16 protein-coding genes are annotated in these 13,779 nt (G+C 67.3%); 5 read left to right on the top strand and 11 right to left on the bottom strand.

The window, feature by feature from the left end:
- Positions 1–83 precede the first annotated feature (83 nt).
- From htpG to HGB51_RS14675, 4 genes are all read left to right on the top strand, one after another.
- A complete protein-coding gene (gene htpG / locus HGB51_RS14690; protein WP_070209084.1) occupies positions 84–1,985 on the top strand; it encodes a molecular chaperone HtpG in 1,902 nt (633 codons plus the stop codon).
- Positions 1,986–2,062: 77 nt separating this feature from the next.
- Positions 2,063–3,280: a signal recognition particle-docking protein FtsY gene (gene ftsY / locus HGB51_RS14685; protein ID WP_070209083.1), complete on the top strand. Its 1,218-nt coding sequence runs from the start codon at positions 2,063–2,065 to the stop codon at positions 3,278–3,280.
- Positions 3,249–4,379, top strand: coding sequence for an A/G-specific adenine glycosylase (mutY, locus tag HGB51_RS14680; RefSeq protein ID WP_070209082.1), 1,131 nt, complete (start codon positions 3,249–3,251; stop codon positions 4,377–4,379). Before ftsY ends, mutY begins: the two co-directional genes overlap by 32 nt.
- 3 nt (positions 4,380–4,382) lie before the next feature.
- A complete protein-coding gene (locus HGB51_RS14675) occupies positions 4,383–4,652 on the top strand; it encodes an oxidative damage protection protein (RefSeq protein WP_070209081.1) in 270 nt (89 codons plus the stop codon).
- Here HGB51_RS14675 and HGB51_RS14670 read toward each other — a convergent pair.
- The 10 genes from HGB51_RS14670 to HGB51_RS14625 all read right to left on the bottom strand — a co-directional run bounded on the left by HGB51_RS14670 (position 4,649) and on the right by HGB51_RS14625 (position 11,640).
- On the bottom strand, positions 4,649–5,086 hold the full coding sequence (locus HGB51_RS14670; RefSeq protein ID WP_070209080.1) for a DUF6491 family protein: 438 nt from the start codon (positions 5,084–5,086) through the stop codon (positions 4,649–4,651). The genes HGB51_RS14675 and HGB51_RS14670 overlap by 4 nt on opposite strands.
- 86 nt (positions 5,087–5,172) lie before the next feature.
- A complete protein-coding gene (gene lolD / locus HGB51_RS14665) occupies positions 5,173–5,886 on the bottom strand; it encodes a lipoprotein-releasing ABC transporter ATP-binding protein LolD (protein ID WP_070209079.1) in 714 nt (237 codons plus the stop codon).
- The gene (locus HGB51_RS14660; protein WP_070209078.1) at positions 5,879–7,120 is read right to left on the bottom strand and encodes a lipoprotein-releasing ABC transporter permease subunit; all 1,242 of its coding nucleotides are present in this window, start codon (positions 7,118–7,120) and stop codon (positions 5,879–5,881) included. The genes lolD and HGB51_RS14660 overlap by 8 nt, the downstream gene beginning before the upstream one ends.
- A gap of 34 nt (positions 7,121–7,154) precedes the next feature.
- Positions 7,155–7,592 (bottom strand): hypothetical protein, encoded by a 438-nt coding sequence (locus HGB51_RS14655; protein WP_070209077.1) that lies wholly within the window; start codon positions 7,590–7,592, stop codon positions 7,155–7,157.
- The gene (locus HGB51_RS14650; protein WP_070209076.1) at positions 7,543–7,791 is read right to left on the bottom strand and encodes an FAD assembly factor SdhE; all 249 of its coding nucleotides are present in this window, start codon (positions 7,789–7,791) and stop codon (positions 7,543–7,545) included. Before HGB51_RS14650 ends, HGB51_RS14655 begins: the two co-directional genes overlap by 50 nt.
- Positions 7,792–7,957: 166 nt before the next feature.
- Complete coding sequence (locus HGB51_RS14645; protein ID WP_070209075.1) at positions 7,958–8,743, bottom strand: succinate dehydrogenase iron-sulfur subunit; 786 nt, start codon at positions 8,741–8,743, stop codon at positions 7,958–7,960.
- 69 nt (positions 8,744–8,812) lie between these two features.
- Entirely contained in the window at positions 8,813–10,603 is a 1,791-nt protein-coding gene (gene sdhA, locus HGB51_RS14640; RefSeq protein ID WP_070209074.1) for a succinate dehydrogenase flavoprotein subunit, read from the bottom strand.
- A gap of 31 nt (positions 10,604–10,634) precedes the next feature.
- The gene (gene sdhD / locus HGB51_RS14635; RefSeq protein WP_070209073.1) at positions 10,635–11,021 is read right to left on the bottom strand and encodes a succinate dehydrogenase, hydrophobic membrane anchor protein; all 387 of its coding nucleotides are present in this window, start codon (positions 11,019–11,021) and stop codon (positions 10,635–10,637) included.
- A complete protein-coding gene (gene sdhC, locus HGB51_RS14630; RefSeq protein ID WP_070209072.1) occupies positions 11,018–11,410 on the bottom strand; it encodes a succinate dehydrogenase, cytochrome b556 subunit in 393 nt (130 codons plus the stop codon). The genes sdhD and sdhC overlap by 4 nt, the downstream gene beginning before the upstream one ends.
- Before the next feature lie 56 nt (positions 11,411–11,466).
- Positions 11,467–11,640 (bottom strand): DUF1674 domain-containing protein, encoded by a 174-nt coding sequence (locus HGB51_RS14625; protein ID WP_084739082.1) that lies wholly within the window; start codon positions 11,638–11,640, stop codon positions 11,467–11,469.
- Between the two features lie 39 nt (positions 11,641–11,679).
- On the opposite strand from HGB51_RS14625, the gene ygfZ reads away from it, so the two are divergent.
- The gene (gene ygfZ / locus HGB51_RS14620; protein WP_070209071.1) at positions 11,680–12,543 is read left to right on the top strand and encodes a CAF17-like 4Fe-4S cluster assembly/insertion protein YgfZ; all 864 of its coding nucleotides are present in this window, start codon (positions 11,680–11,682) and stop codon (positions 12,541–12,543) included.
- Between the two features lie 136 nt (positions 12,544–12,679).
- Here ygfZ and HGB51_RS14615 read toward each other — a convergent pair whose 3' ends face one another.
- Positions 12,680–13,774 (bottom strand): ABC transporter ATP-binding protein, encoded by a 1,095-nt coding sequence (locus tag HGB51_RS14615; RefSeq protein ID WP_171966870.1) that lies wholly within the window; start codon positions 13,772–13,774, stop codon positions 12,680–12,682.
- Positions 13,775–13,779 lie beyond the last annotated feature (5 nt).

The raw sequence follows: 13,779 nt of genomic DNA, 5'->3' as shown, positions 1-13,779 counted from the left end.
CCTTGAAATTGGAACAATCGATCCCTACCCCTTGAGCCAGCCGCCGCGCACCGCGCGCCACCGTATTCAAGGAGCACCGTCGCATGACCGAGCAGACCCACAAAGAGACCCTGGGCTTCCAGACCGAGGTCAAGCAGCTGCTGCAGCTGATGATCCACTCGCTGTACTCCAACAAGGAAATCTTCCTTCGCGAGCTGATCTCCAACGCCGCCGACGCCGCCGACAAGCTGCGCTTCGAAGCGCTGACCCAGCCGGAACTGCTGGAAGCGGCCGGGCAGGACCTGCGCATCCAGGTCAGCGTCGATCCGCAGGCGCATACCGTGACCATCGACGACAACGGCATCGGCATGAGCCGCGACGAGGCCATTGCCCACCTCGGCACCATCGCCAAGTCCGGCACCGGCGACTTCCTGCGCCAGCTCTCCGGCGACCAGAAGAAGGACTCGCAGCTGATCGGCCAGTTCGGTGTCGGCTTCTACAGCGCCTTCATCGTCGCCGACCAGGTCGACGTCTACTCGCGCCGTGCCGGCCTCCCGGCCAGCGAGGGCGTGCACTGGTCCTCGCGTGGCGAAGGCGAATTCGACGTGGAAACCGTCGACAAGCCCGAACGCGGCACCCGCATCGTGCTGCACCTGAAGGACGACCAGCAGGACTTCGCCGATGCCTGGCGCCTGCGCAGCATCATCAAGAAGTACTCCGACCATATCGGCCTGCCGATCCAGATGGTCAAGGAGCACCACGGCGACGACGCCCCGGCCGAGATTGAATGGGAAACCGTCAACCGCGCCAGCGCGCTGTGGACCCGTCCGCGCAGCGAGATCACCGACGCCGAATACCAGGAGTTCTACAAGCACGCCGCGCACGACCACCAGGACCCGCTGGCGTGGAGCCACAACAAGGTCGAAGGCAAGCTCGAGTACACCTCGCTGCTGTATGTGCCCGGCCACGCCCCGTTCGACCTGTACCACCGCGACGCGCCCAAGGGCCTGAAGCTGTACGTGCAGCGCGTGTTCGTGATGGACCAGGCCGAGCAGTTCCTGCCGCTGTACCTGCGCTTCATCAAGGGCGTGGTCGACTCCAACGACCTCTCGCTGAACGTCTCGCGCGAAATCCTGCAGTCCGGCCCCGTCATCGACTCGATGAAGTCCGCGCTGACCAAGCGTTCGCTGGACATGCTGGAGAAGCTGGCCACCGACAAGCCCGAGGTCTACGCCGGGTTCTGGAAGCAGTTCGGCCAGGTGCTCAAGGAAGGTCCCGCCGAAGACTTCAACAACCGCGAGAAGATCGCCGGCCTGCTGCGCTTCGCCTCCACCCATGACGCCAGCGGCGAGCAGAGCGTGTCGCTGGCCGACTACCTGGGCCGCATGATCGAAGGCCAGGACAAGATCTACTTCCTGACCGGCGACAGCCATACCCAGGTCAAGGACAGCCCGCACCTGGAGGTGTTCCGCAAGAAGGGCATCGAGGTGCTGCTGCTGACCGACCGCATCGACGAGTGGCTGATGGGCTATCTCACCGAGTTCGACGGCAAGTCGTTCGTCGACGTCGCCCGTGGCGACCTCGACCTGGGCGCCCTGGAAAGCGCCGAGGACAAGCAGGCCCAGGAAGAAGCCGCCAAGGAAAAGCAGGGCCTGGTCGAGCGCCTCAAGACCGCGCTGGGCGACGAGGTGGCCGACGTGCGCGTCTCACACCGCCTGACCGACTCGCCGGCAATCCTGGCCATCGGCGAACAGGACCTGGGCCTGCAGATGCGCCAGATCCTGGAAGCCAGCGGCCAGAAGGTGCCCGACAGCAAGCCGGTGTTCGAGTTCAACCCGGGCCATCCGCTGATCGGCAAGCTCGACCAGGAAGCCGACGCCAGCCGCTTCGGCGACCTCAGCCGGGTTCTGTTCGACCAGGCCGCGCTGGCGGCCGGCGACACCCTGAAGGATCCGGCCGCCTACGTGCGCCGGCTCAACAAGCTGCTGCTGGAACTGTCGGCGTAACGCCGCCACCGGCCAATGCACACGGGCCCAACGGGCCCGGGTGCTAGCATATCCCCCTGATTTCAGCGCCGATTCCCATGCTCAGTTTCTTCCGTCGCAAAAAGCCCCAGGACGCTCCGCAGGACGCGCCCAAGACCCAGCACTACACGGCTGAAGAGCTGGCCGCCGCGTTCCCGCAGGCCGACGAGGCCCCGGTCGCCGATGACATCGCGGTTCCGGCATCGCCGGTAGAGCCGGGCCCTGCCCGGCTGCTCGCGGAGCCTGCCGTCGCCCCACTCCCCCCTGCTCCGGTTCTGGTCACCACCGAGATCGTGCAGGAAGCAGCCCAGCCGCTGGCCTCTCCGGCCGCCATCGACGAAGCCGCCCCGGCCGCCCCCGGCAAGACCGGCTGGCGCGACCGCCTGCGCAACAGCGTCATCGCGCGCAGCTTCGGCGGCCTGTTCTCGCGCAATCCCAAGCTCGACGACGACCTGCTCGACGAACTTGAAACCGCACTGATCACCGCCGACGTCGGCGTGGGCGCCACCACCGCGCTGGTCGAGGGCCTGCGCAAGCGCATGAAGTCGCGCGAGTTCGAAGACGCCCCGGCCCTGCTCAAGGCGCTGCGCGCCGAGCTGATCGCGATCCTGCAGCCGGTCGCCAAGCCGCTGGTCATCGACCGCACCGCCAAGCCGTTCGTGATCCTGACCGTCGGCGTCAACGGCGTCGGCAAGACCACCACCATCGGCAAGCTGGCCAAGCGCTTCAAGGACGATGGCCACAGCCTGATGCTCGCCGCCGGCGACACCTTCCGCGCCGCCGCCGTGGCCCAGCTGCAGGCCTGGGGCGAGCGCAACGGCGTGGCCGTGGTCGCCCAAGGCCAGAATGCGGACGCCGCCTCGGTGGCGTTCGATGCGCTGCAGGCCGGCAAGGCCCGTGGCACCGAAGTGCTGATCGCCGACACTGCCGGCCGCCTGCACACCCAGGGCGGGCTGATGAACGAACTGGGCAAGATCCGCCGCGTGCTCGGCAAGATCGATCCCAACGCACCACACGAAGTGCTGATGGTCATCGACGGCACCACCGGCCAGAACGCGCTGTCGCAGCTGCGCCAGTTCCATGCCGCGGTGAACGTGACCGGCCTGGTGGTGACCAAGCTCGACGGCACCGCCAAGGGCGGCGTGGTGTTCGCGCTGGCCCGCGAGTTCGGCATTCCGATCCGCTTTGCGGGCATCGGCGAGCGCCCGGAAGACCTGCGCGTATTCGATCCCGAAGCCTTTGTCGATGCGTTGTTGCCGGAAGCGTTGGGTGGCTGACGCCTTCGTCACCCACCTGCTCCCCTGGTTCGACACCCACGGCCGGCACGACCTCCCCTGGCAGCACCCGCGCTCGCCGTACCGGGTATGGCTTTCGGAAATCATGCTGCAGCAGACCCAGGTCGCCACGGTCATTCCGTACTTCCTGAAGTTCCTGCAGGTCTTCCCGACCCTGCCCGACCTCGCCGCCGCCAGCAACGATGCGGTGATGGCGCAATGGGCCGGCCTCGGCTACTACGCCCGCGCGCGCAACCTGCACGCGGCTGCGCAGCGCTGCGTCGAACAGCATGGCGGTGACCTGCCGCGCGACGTCGACGCGCTGCACGCCCTGCCCGGCATCGGCCGCAGCACCGCCGGCGCGATCCTCAGCCAGGCGTGGAACGATCGTTTCTCGATCCTCGACGGCAACGTCAAGCGAGTGATGAGCCGCTACCACGGCATCGAGGGGTTCCCCGGCCTGCCGGCGGTGGAAAAAGTGCTGTGGGCGCTCGCCCAGACCCATGTCGAAGCGGTCCCCGCCGGCCGCCTCGCCGACTACACCCAGGCGCAGATGGACCTCGGCGCCACGGTGTGCACGCGGGCGAAACCGGCCTGCGTGATCTGTCCGCTGCAGCAGGACTGCGTGGCCCGTCGCGAGGGCCGCAGCGACCAGCTGCCCACCCCGAAACCGACCAAGGCCCTGCCCGAGCGCGAAGCGGTCGCGCTGCTGCTGCGCGATGCGCAGGGCCGCGTACTGCTGCAGAAGCGTCCCGACACCGGCATCTGGGCCCAGTTGTGGACCCTGCCCCAGGCCGACAGCGGCACCGCCCTGCAGGACTGGTTCGACGCGCACGTGCACGGAACGCTGGAAGACGCCGAAGAACTGCCGGTGCTGCAGCACACCTTCAGCCACTACCGCCTGCACCTGCAGATCCTGGTGCGGCGGGTGGAGGGCCTGCGCAGCGACGACCCGGCGCTGCGCTGGGTGGACGCACAGGACCTGGACACGCTGGGCCTGCCCGCGCCGATCCGCAAACTGCTGGATGCCGGCAGCGTTCCGCCCGCCCCTGCCGTGCGACGTAAACTACGCGCTGCACCGTCCCTGAAAAACATCGAGTAGCCCATGCCCCGCACCGTTTTCTGCCAGTACGAACAACGCGAGACCGAGGGTCTGGATTTCGTGCCCTACCCCGGCGAGCTGGGCCAGCGCATCTTCAACGGCATAGGCAAGTCCGCGTGGAGCGCCTGGCTCGCGCACCAGACCATGCTGATCAACGAGAACCGCCTCTCGCCGCGCGACCCGAAGCATCGCGCGTTCCTGGAAGAAGAGCTGGTCAAGTACCTGTTCGGCGGTGGCGCCGAAAAGCCGGCCGGGTTCGTTCCGGAGGCCTAATCGGCGCGTTCTTCGACCTGGGCCTGGCGCAGTTCCTTTTCGGACGCGCGCAGGGCCTGCACGTCGAGCTTCCTGATCGTGCCGATGAAGCACGGCACGCTCGGGCCCTGGTTGGGATCGCGTATCAGCACCTTGTCGAATCGCGCGGAGACCTGCCAGGTGCGGCTGGTCAGGCCGATCGCGGTGGCGTAGCTCAGCCCGTAGCACGGACCGCGCAGCTCCAGCAGGTAGGCCTCGCTGGGACGCGTCCACACCGCCAGCGCGCTGTCGCCCAGTTCGGTCCAGCCGCTGAGCGTGCCGAAGTACGGCATCGAATTCTGCGGCGGCGCGGCGTGGGCGCGGTACAGGTCCAGGCGCTCGGCGCTGGTCAGCCGGCCGGTGGCGCAGCCAGCGAGGGTCAGGCCCAGCACAGCGATGGCGATCAGCTTCTTCATGGCAGGTGCCTGCAAGGGGGTACCGCGATCATGCACCGGTCCGGGTCGACCGGCAGCGGTCGACCCGAAGCTGTTCAGCTGCCAGCTCAGACGTCGGCGTGGGCCAGCGCGTGCAGCCGCCCTTCGCGCAGCTCCAGCACGCGGTCCAGCTTGCGCGCCAGGCTGCGGTCGTGGGTCACCAGCACCAGGCTGGTGTGATGCGCGCGGTTGAGGTCCAGCATCAGCTCGAACACGGTGCCGGCGGTCTTGTCGTCCAGGTTGCCGGTCGGCTCGTCGCCGAGCACGCAGGCCGGACGGTTGACCAGCGCGCGCGCCACCGCCGCACGCTGGCGCTCGCCGCCGGACAGCTCGCCCGGCTTGTGCTCCAGGCGGTGGCCCAGGCCGACCGATTCCAGCAGCGCATTGGCGCGCTGCCGGGCGTCGTTGACCTCGGCGCCGGCCAGCAGCACCGGCATCATCACGTTTTCCAGCGCGGTGAACTCGGGCAGCAGGTGATGGAACTGGTACACGAAGCCCAGCGCGCGGTTGCGCAGCTGGCCACGCTGGCCGTCGGACAGGGAGGACATCTTCTGGCCGGCCACGAACACTTCGCCGGCGGTCGGCGTATCGAGCCCGCCCAGCAGGTGCAGCAGGGTGCTCTTGCCGGCACCGGAAGCCCCGATGATGGCCACGGTCTCGCCGGCGGCCACGCTCAGGTCCAGCCGGTTGAACACCGGGGTCTGCATGCGGCCTTCGGCATAGGTCTTGGCCAGGCCCTGGGCACGGATTACTTCGTCGCCGCGGTTGATCGGCTCATTCATAACGCAGGGCCTCGGCCGGCTGGGTGCGGGCGGCGCGCCACGCGGGGTACAGGGTGGCGAGGAAGCTCATGACCAGCGCAACCACGGTGATGATGACGATGTCCGGGGTCTGCATGTCGGTCGGCAGGCCGGTGATGTAGTAGACGTCTTCCGGCAGCAGCTTGACGTTGAACAGCGACTCGATCGCGCCGAGGATGCGCTCCAGGTTCAGGGTCAGGGTGATGCCACCGACCACGCCGAGCACGGTGCCGAAGATGCCAATCAGCGAGCCCTGCACCATGAACACCTGCATGACCCCGCCGGGGGTCAACCCCAGCGTGCGCAGGATCGCGATGTCGGCCTGCTTGTCGGTGACCAGCATGACCTGCGAGGACACCAGGTTGAACGCGCCCATGGCGATGATCAGCGAGAGCAGGATGCCCATCACCACCTTCTCCATGCGCAGCGAGTGGTACAGGTTGGCGTTCTGCTTGGTCCAGTCGCTGACCCGGTAGGCACCGCCGAGGTTCTGCGCGAGATCGACGCCGACTTCCAGCGCCTTGTCCATGTCGTGCAGCTTCAGGCGCACGCCGGTCACCCCGTCCATGCGCAGCACGCGCTCGAGGTCGGCCATGTTGGCGTAGGCCACGCCGCGGTCGATCTCGTTGTAGCCGGCCTCGAAGATGCCGCTCACCGTGAAGCGCTTCAGCCGCGGCATGGCGCCCATCGGGGTGCCCTGCACTTCGGCCAGGGTCACCAGCACGGTGTCGCCCACGTCCACGCCGAGCCACAGCGCCAGCTCCTGGCCGAGCAGCAGGTTGTAGCTGCCTTCGGTGAGGCTGTCGAAACTGCCCTTGGTGACCTTGGTGTTGATCACCGAGACCGCCGGCTCCAGCTTCGGATCGATGCCCTGCACGATCGCGCCCTGGACGCGCGGGCCGCTGAGCATGGCCTGGATCTCGATGTACGGCGCGGCACCGGCCACGCGCGGGTCCTTGTGGGCCATGTCGACGGTGCGCTGCCAGTCCGACATCGGCGCACCGTCGGTGGTCACCGTGGTGTGCGCGGTCATCTGCAGCAGGCGGTCGCGGATCTCCTTCTGGAAACCGCTCATCACCGCCAGGGTGGTGATCAGCACGGTCACGCCCAGCGCGATGCCGAGGATCGAGGCCATGGAGATGAAAGAGATGAAGCCGTTGCGGCGTTTTGCCCGCAGGTAGCGCAGGCCGATGGAGACAGGTATGGGTTTGAACATGCAGGTACGCCGGACAGTTCAGGCTATGGTGCCATCACGGACGTGAACGCGAAATGGGACGGGCCTGCAGGGCCAGCCGGAGTTCACGTCTACGGGGCGGCGGCAGCGTGTCCGGCCAGAACAGGCAGGCCTGGCGACGGCCGTCCATACGCCAGCCGAGCTGGAGCAGCGGGCCACGGTCGTGCACGGTGAAGCCTTCTGCCGGCTGGCCATCGACCCGGACCGGACCTTCTCCGCTGGGGATGACGAAGGCGCGGGACGGGCGCCGGGCATGGTGCCAGCCCTGCCCTGCCGCCATCGCGGCGGCCAGCAGGCCCGCCGGCCACTGCGCGGCGGCAGGCAGTGCCGTCGCGGCGGCAGCCCAGGGCATCAGCGCGGCGAACACCAGGTGCGCGGCAAGCTGCCAGCGCGAGGGGTGCCACTCAAGCCGGCAGGGCGCCGATCTTGTTGAGGAGCGGTACGGCGTGGACATGCGGGCACTGCTCGTATCCCATGAACCAGCGCCACAACTTATCGTCTTCGCAGTCGAGCAGGAACAGGAAAACCTCGCGCTCTTCGGTAGGGGCGGTGGGCCATTCGCGGTCGAGATAGCGGCCGAACAGCTGGTCCAGTTCGCGCATGCCGCGGCGGCAGCGCCAGCGGAGTTTCTTTACGAGGACGTCTTCTTCCATTTTGCGGGCTCCGGATACGGTAAAGCCACGCAGGGCGTGGCTCTACCGGTTTCGATCATTTGCACGTGGACACGCATGGCGTGTCGCTACGCGTAGTGACACGCCATGCGTGTCACCGCGGACCGTCCAACCCGGTAGTGACACGCCATGCGTGTCACGCGGGTCATCAGGCGCGGCGCGCCATCATCAACTTCTTGATCTCGGCGATCGCCAGGGCCGGGTTCAGGCCCTTCGGGCAGGTCCGGGCGCAGTTCATGATGGTGTGGCAGCGATACAGCTTGAACGGGTCTTCCAGGTCGTCCAGGCGCGCACCGGTGTCTTCATCGCGCGAGTCGATGATCCAGCGGTAGGCCTGCAGCAGGATCGCCGGGCCCAGGTAACGCTCGCCGTTCCACCAGTAGCTCGGGCAGCTGGTCGAGCAGCACGCGCACAGGATGCACTCGTACAGGCCGTCCAGCTTCTTGCGGTCTTCCGGCGACTGCAGGCGCTCGCGGTCCGGCGGCGCCGGGGTCTGGGTGCGGATCCACGGCTTGATCGACGCGTACTGCGCGTAGAAGTGGGTCAGGTCCGGCACCAGGTCCTTGACCACGCTCATGTGCGGCAGCGGGTAGATCGGCACTTCGGCCTTGCCGCAGTCGGCGATGGCGCGGGTGCAGGCCAGCGTGTTGGTGCCGTCGATGTTCATCGCGCACGAACCGCAGATGCCTTCACGGCACGACCGACGGAAGGTCAGGGTCGGGTCGATCTCGTTCTTGATCTTGATCAGCGCGTCGAGAACCATCGGGCCGCAGGCGTCCAGATCGATCTCGTAGGTGTCGGTGCGCGGATTGCTGTCGTCGTCGGGACTCCAGCGGTAGACCTTGAAGGTGCGCAGGTTCTTGCCACCGCTCTTGGCGGGGAAGTGCTTGCCCTTCGTGATCTTGGAATTCTTTGGCAGGGAAAACTCGGCCATGGCTGCTCTCGTTGGCTCAGGCGGCCCGCGCCCTCAAGGCGCGGATTGCATGGTAGGCGGGGGTCGCGATCAGTACACGCGCGGCTTCGGCGGCACCACGGCAACCTCGTCGGTCAGCGTGTACATGTGCACCGGACGGTAGTCGAAGCTGCACTTGCCCTTGTCGTCGACGCTGACCAGGGTGTGCTTGTGCCAGTTGACGTCGTCGCGATCCGGATAGTCCTCGTGTGCGTGGGCACCGCGGCTTTCCTTGCGCTGTTCGGCCGAGTTGATCGTCGCCACCGCGTTGAGCAGCAGGTTGTTCAGCTCGTAGGTTTCGATCAGGTCGGAGTTCCAGACCAGCGAACGGTCGGTGACCTTCACGTCCTGGAACGAATCGAACACCTGCGCCATCTTCGCGCAGCCTTCCTTCAGCGTCTCGCTGGTACGGAACACCGCAGCATCCGCCTGCATGGTGCGTTGCATGTTGTCGCGGATGACCGAGGTCGGGGTGTCGCCGTTGGCGTAACGCAGCTTATCCAGCAGGCCCAGCGCCTTGTCGCAGGCGTCGGCCGCCAGCGGCTTGTGCGACGCGCCCGGCTTGATCGTTTCGGCGCAGCGGTTGGCCACCGCACGACCGAACACCACCAGGTCCAGCAGCGAGTTGGAGCCCAGGCGGTTGGCGCCGTGCACGGAGACGCAGGCGGCTTCGCCGATCGCGTACAGGCCGGGAACCACGGCGTCGTTGTTGTCGCCGACCTTGCGCACCACTTCACCGTGGAAGTTGGTCGGAATGCCGCCCATGTTGTAGTGCACGGTCGGGATGACCGGGATCGGCTGCTTGTGCACATCGACGCCGGCGAAGATGCGGGCGCTTTCGGCGATGCCCGGCAGCTTCTCGTCGATCACGCCCGGGCCGAGGTGGGTCAGGTCGAGCAGGATGTGGTCCTTGTGCTCGCCGACGCCGCGGCCTTCGCGGATCTCGATGGTCATCGAACGGGCCACCACGTCGCGCGAGGCCAGGTCCTTGTAATGCGGTGCGTAGCGCTCCATGAAGCGCTCGCCGTTGCTGTTGCGCAGGATGCCGCCTTCACCGCGGACACCCTCGGTGATCAGGCAGCCGGCGCCGTAGATGCCGGTCGGGTGGAACTGCACGAACTCCATGTCCTGCATGGCGATGCCGGCGCGCATGGCCAGGCCGCCACCGTCGCCGGTGCAGGTGTGCGCCGAGGTGGCGCTGAAGTAGGCGCGACCGTAGCCGCCGGTGGCCAGCACCACGCCCTGGGCGCGGAACAGGTGCAGCGAGCCGTCGGACATGTCCAGCGCGAGCACGCCGCGGCAGGCACCTTCGTCATCGAAGATCAGGTCCAGCGCGAAGTACTCGATCATGAAGCGCGCGTCGTGCTTCAGCGACTGCTGGTACAGCGTGTGCAGCATGGCGTGGCCGGTACGGTCGGCCGCCGCGCAGGTGCGCTGCGCCGCCGGGCCTTCGCCGTACTTGGTGGTCATGCCACCGAACGGGCGCTGGTAGATCTTGCCCTCTTCGGTGCGGCTGAACGGCACGCCGTAGTGCTCCAGCTCGATGATCGCCGGAATGGCCTCGCGGCACATGTACTCGATGGCGTCCTGGTCGCCCAGCCAGTCCGAGCCCTTGATGGTGTCGTAGAAGTGGTAGCGCCAGTCGTCTTCGCCCATGTTGCCCAGCGCGGCGGAGATACCACCCTGCGCGGCGACGGTGTGCGAACGGGTCGGGAAGACCTTGGTCAGGCAGACCGTCTGCAGGCCCTTAGCGGCAAGACCGAACGTGGCGCGCAGGCCGGCACCGCCGGCGCCCACCACGACCATGTCGTACTTGTGTTCCGTAATCTTGTAAGCGGACATCTAATCTGGATTCCTGTCTTGGTGCCTGGACTCAGGCAACGCCGAGCGCAATGCGGGCGACCGCAAAAACACTGACGATCGCGCCGAGCACGGCGATGAACTTCACCGTGGTCTGCAGCGCCAGGGCCAGCAGCGAGTTGTGGATGTAGTCTTCCAGCACGACCTGCAGGCCGAGCTGGGCGTGCCAGAACATGGCCACCAGGAACCCGACCAGCAGCACCGCGTTCCACGGCTTGGACACCGCGTCGGCGGCGGTCACGTAGTCGGCGTTGATCAGGCTGAGCACGAACACCAGGAACCAGATGGTCAGCGGGACCAGCGCGGTGGCGGTCAGGCGCTGCATCACGAAGTGTTCGGTGCCGGTCTTGGCAGCGCCAAGGCCACGCACGTTCTTCAGGGGGGTGCGGTACTTGCTCATGCGGCGGCTCCGACGAAGACATACGCCCAGACCAGCGCGGTGATCACCAGGCTGGCAAACACCGAGATCCAGCTGCTGCGCACGAAGGCGGGAATGCTGAAGCCGATCGCGAAGTCCTGCACGATGTGGCGGATGCCGTTGCACAGGTGGTAGGCGAACGACCACGTCCATGCGAACAGGAACAGCTTTCCGTACCAGCTGCCGGCATGGCCGGTGAAGCAGTTCCAGGATTCAGGACCCATCATCAGGGCCAGCAGGCCGCCGGCGATGATCAAGGCTCCAACAGACAGAAAGATGCCGGTCGCTCGATGAAGAATCGAGGTGGCCATCTGGATCTGCCAGCGATACACCTGAAGGTGCGGGGAAAGGGGACGTTCTCTGGCGGCCATTCGCTGGGCTCGTTGTCTCGGCTGGGCGGCACAATGCCGCGTTGGCTCAATGCTGATCAGAAATCGATGCAGCGTCCGTTTTTCTCCCAATCTCCATACCGCACCGGATCAAGTCCGCCGCGGCCGCCGATTTCCACAGGCTCCACCGGGGTCGGGACGAGCGTCTGCTCCTCCGGCACCAGCGGGGCTTCAGGTTCGGAATCTGGAGTGGGGGTTGTTTGGCCTATCATGGGTGGTCTCGCAACGCACAAATTTTAGACCCCGTTCACGTGCCTGACAACCTGCCCCTCGATTTCATCGGTTTTCCGCGGCTTTCCGGTCACGCGCTGCTCAGTCTGCGCGGTGCGGATGCGGCGGTGTTCGCCCACGCCCAGTTCTCCAGCGACGTCACAGCCCTGCCCGAGCGGCATTGGCAGTGGAGCGCGTGGTTGAGCGCCAAGGGCCGCACCCTGGCGGTGTTCCAGCTGTTGAAGGTGGACGCCGGGCACGTGCTGCTGGTGCTCGCCGACGGCGACGCCGATGCGATTGCGTCGCAGTTGCAGCGCTTCGTGTTCCGCCGCAAGGTCAAGGTGGAGGTGCGTAATGACCTGTGGGTCGCCGGCAGCTTCACTGCACCGGAAGCGGCTAGCGGCGCGGCAATCGCCGTGGACGGTGAGACGCTGGAGCTGGATGTGGGCAGCGACGCCCTGCCGCGCACGCTGAAGATCGGCCCGGCGCCGGCCGGGGTGCCCGCGCCGGATGCGGGCTTCGAACTGGCCTGGCGCCAGTCCGACCTGCGCTACGGGCTGCCGAGGCTGGCCGCCGACCAGCGCGAACAGTGGACCCCGCAGCAGCTGGGGCTGGACCGGTTGAACGGCTACAGCGTCAAGAAGGGCTGCTACCCGGGCCAGGAAATCGTGGCGCGCACCCATTTCCTGGGCAAGGCCAAGCGCGCCCTGCAGCTGCTGCGCGTGGCCGATGGCGTGGAAAGCGGGGCCAAGGTGCAGCAGAACGGCGCAGACATCGGCACCGTGGCCAGCGTGGCCGGGGACTTGGCGCTGGCGGTGTTGCCGCTGGAGCTGGCCGAGGGCGCGTTGAGCGTGGGCGGGGTGGAAGCACATGGCGTGCCGTTGCTGGACGGGCTCGCCCGCTGACGGGTTCCGTGGGACACGCATGGCGTGTCTCTACGCGTCTCGACCCACCCCGGTAGCGACACGCCATGCGTGTCCCACGGAAACCGGCACCGCCCGACCAACGGGCGGCGGCACGAACCCGCGTGCCGCCCTACCCTCAAACGTCGTGGTTCAACCGCTCGCCGCTGTCCGCGTCGAAGAAATGCAGCCCCTGCGGCTGGATCGCCACGCGGATCGTGCCGCCCACCGCCGGCAACGCCTGCGGCGCCACGCGCATCACCAGTGCCTGGCTGCCGTGGGTCATGTTGACGAAGATCTCGTTGCCCACCGGCTCGATGCCGTCGATCACCGCGTCGAACGCGGTCGCATCGCCTGCCGCCGCCGGCTGCAGGTGCTCCGGGCGCACGCCCACGGCCAGGGTCCGCCCGATCCAGGCCGGATCGATGGTGGCGTTGCCCAGCGGCGCACGCAACGCACCGTCCTGCACGACCACGCCGTCGCTGCCCTGGTCCAGCCGCCCGCGCAGCACGTTCATCGCCGGGCTGCCGAGGAAGCCGGCCACGAACAGGTTGGCCGGACGGTCGTACAGCGCCATCGGCGTGTCGATCTGCTGGATCACCCCGTCCTTGAGCACCACGATGCGCTGGCCCAGGGTCATCGCTTCGACCTGGTCATGGGTCACGTAGATCATGGTCGTGCCCAGCTTGCGGTGCAGCTGCGCGATCTCGGTGCGCACGCTGTGGCGCAGCTTGGCGTCCAGGTTGGAGAGCGGCTCGTCGAGCAGGAACACCGCCGGCTCGCGCACCAGCGCCCGGCCCAGCGCCACGCGCTGGCGCTGGCCACCGGACATCGCCTTGGGCAGCTTGTCGAGCATCTCGGTCAACCCCAGCGTCTGCGCGGCGTCGTTGACGCGCTTTGCAATGGTCGCCTTGTCGTGCCCGCGCAGCTTCAGCCCGAACGCCAGGTTCTCGGCGACGGTCATGTGCGGGTACAGCGCGTAGCTCTGGAACACCATGGCGATGTCGCGGTCCTTGGGCGCCACGTCGTTGACCACCCGGTCGCCGATGCTCAGGGTGCCGCCGCTGATTTCCTCCAGGCCGGCGACCATCCGCAGCAGGGTCGACTTGCCACACCCCGACGGCCCGACCAGCACCATCAACTCGCCATCGGCCACTTCGAAGGTCGCGCCCTGAACGGCCACCTGGCCGTTGTCGTACACCTTGCGCACGCCCTGCAACTGCACTTTTGCCATATCAC

Origin of the sequence: Stenotrophomonas bentonitica (assembly GCF_013185915.1) — a bacterium.
Classification (GTDB): Bacteria; Pseudomonadota; Gammaproteobacteria; order Xanthomonadales; family Xanthomonadaceae; genus Stenotrophomonas; species Stenotrophomonas bentonitica.
Note: the sequence above shows the minus strand (reverse complement) of the source record. Positions and strands in the feature narration are given on the sequence as shown.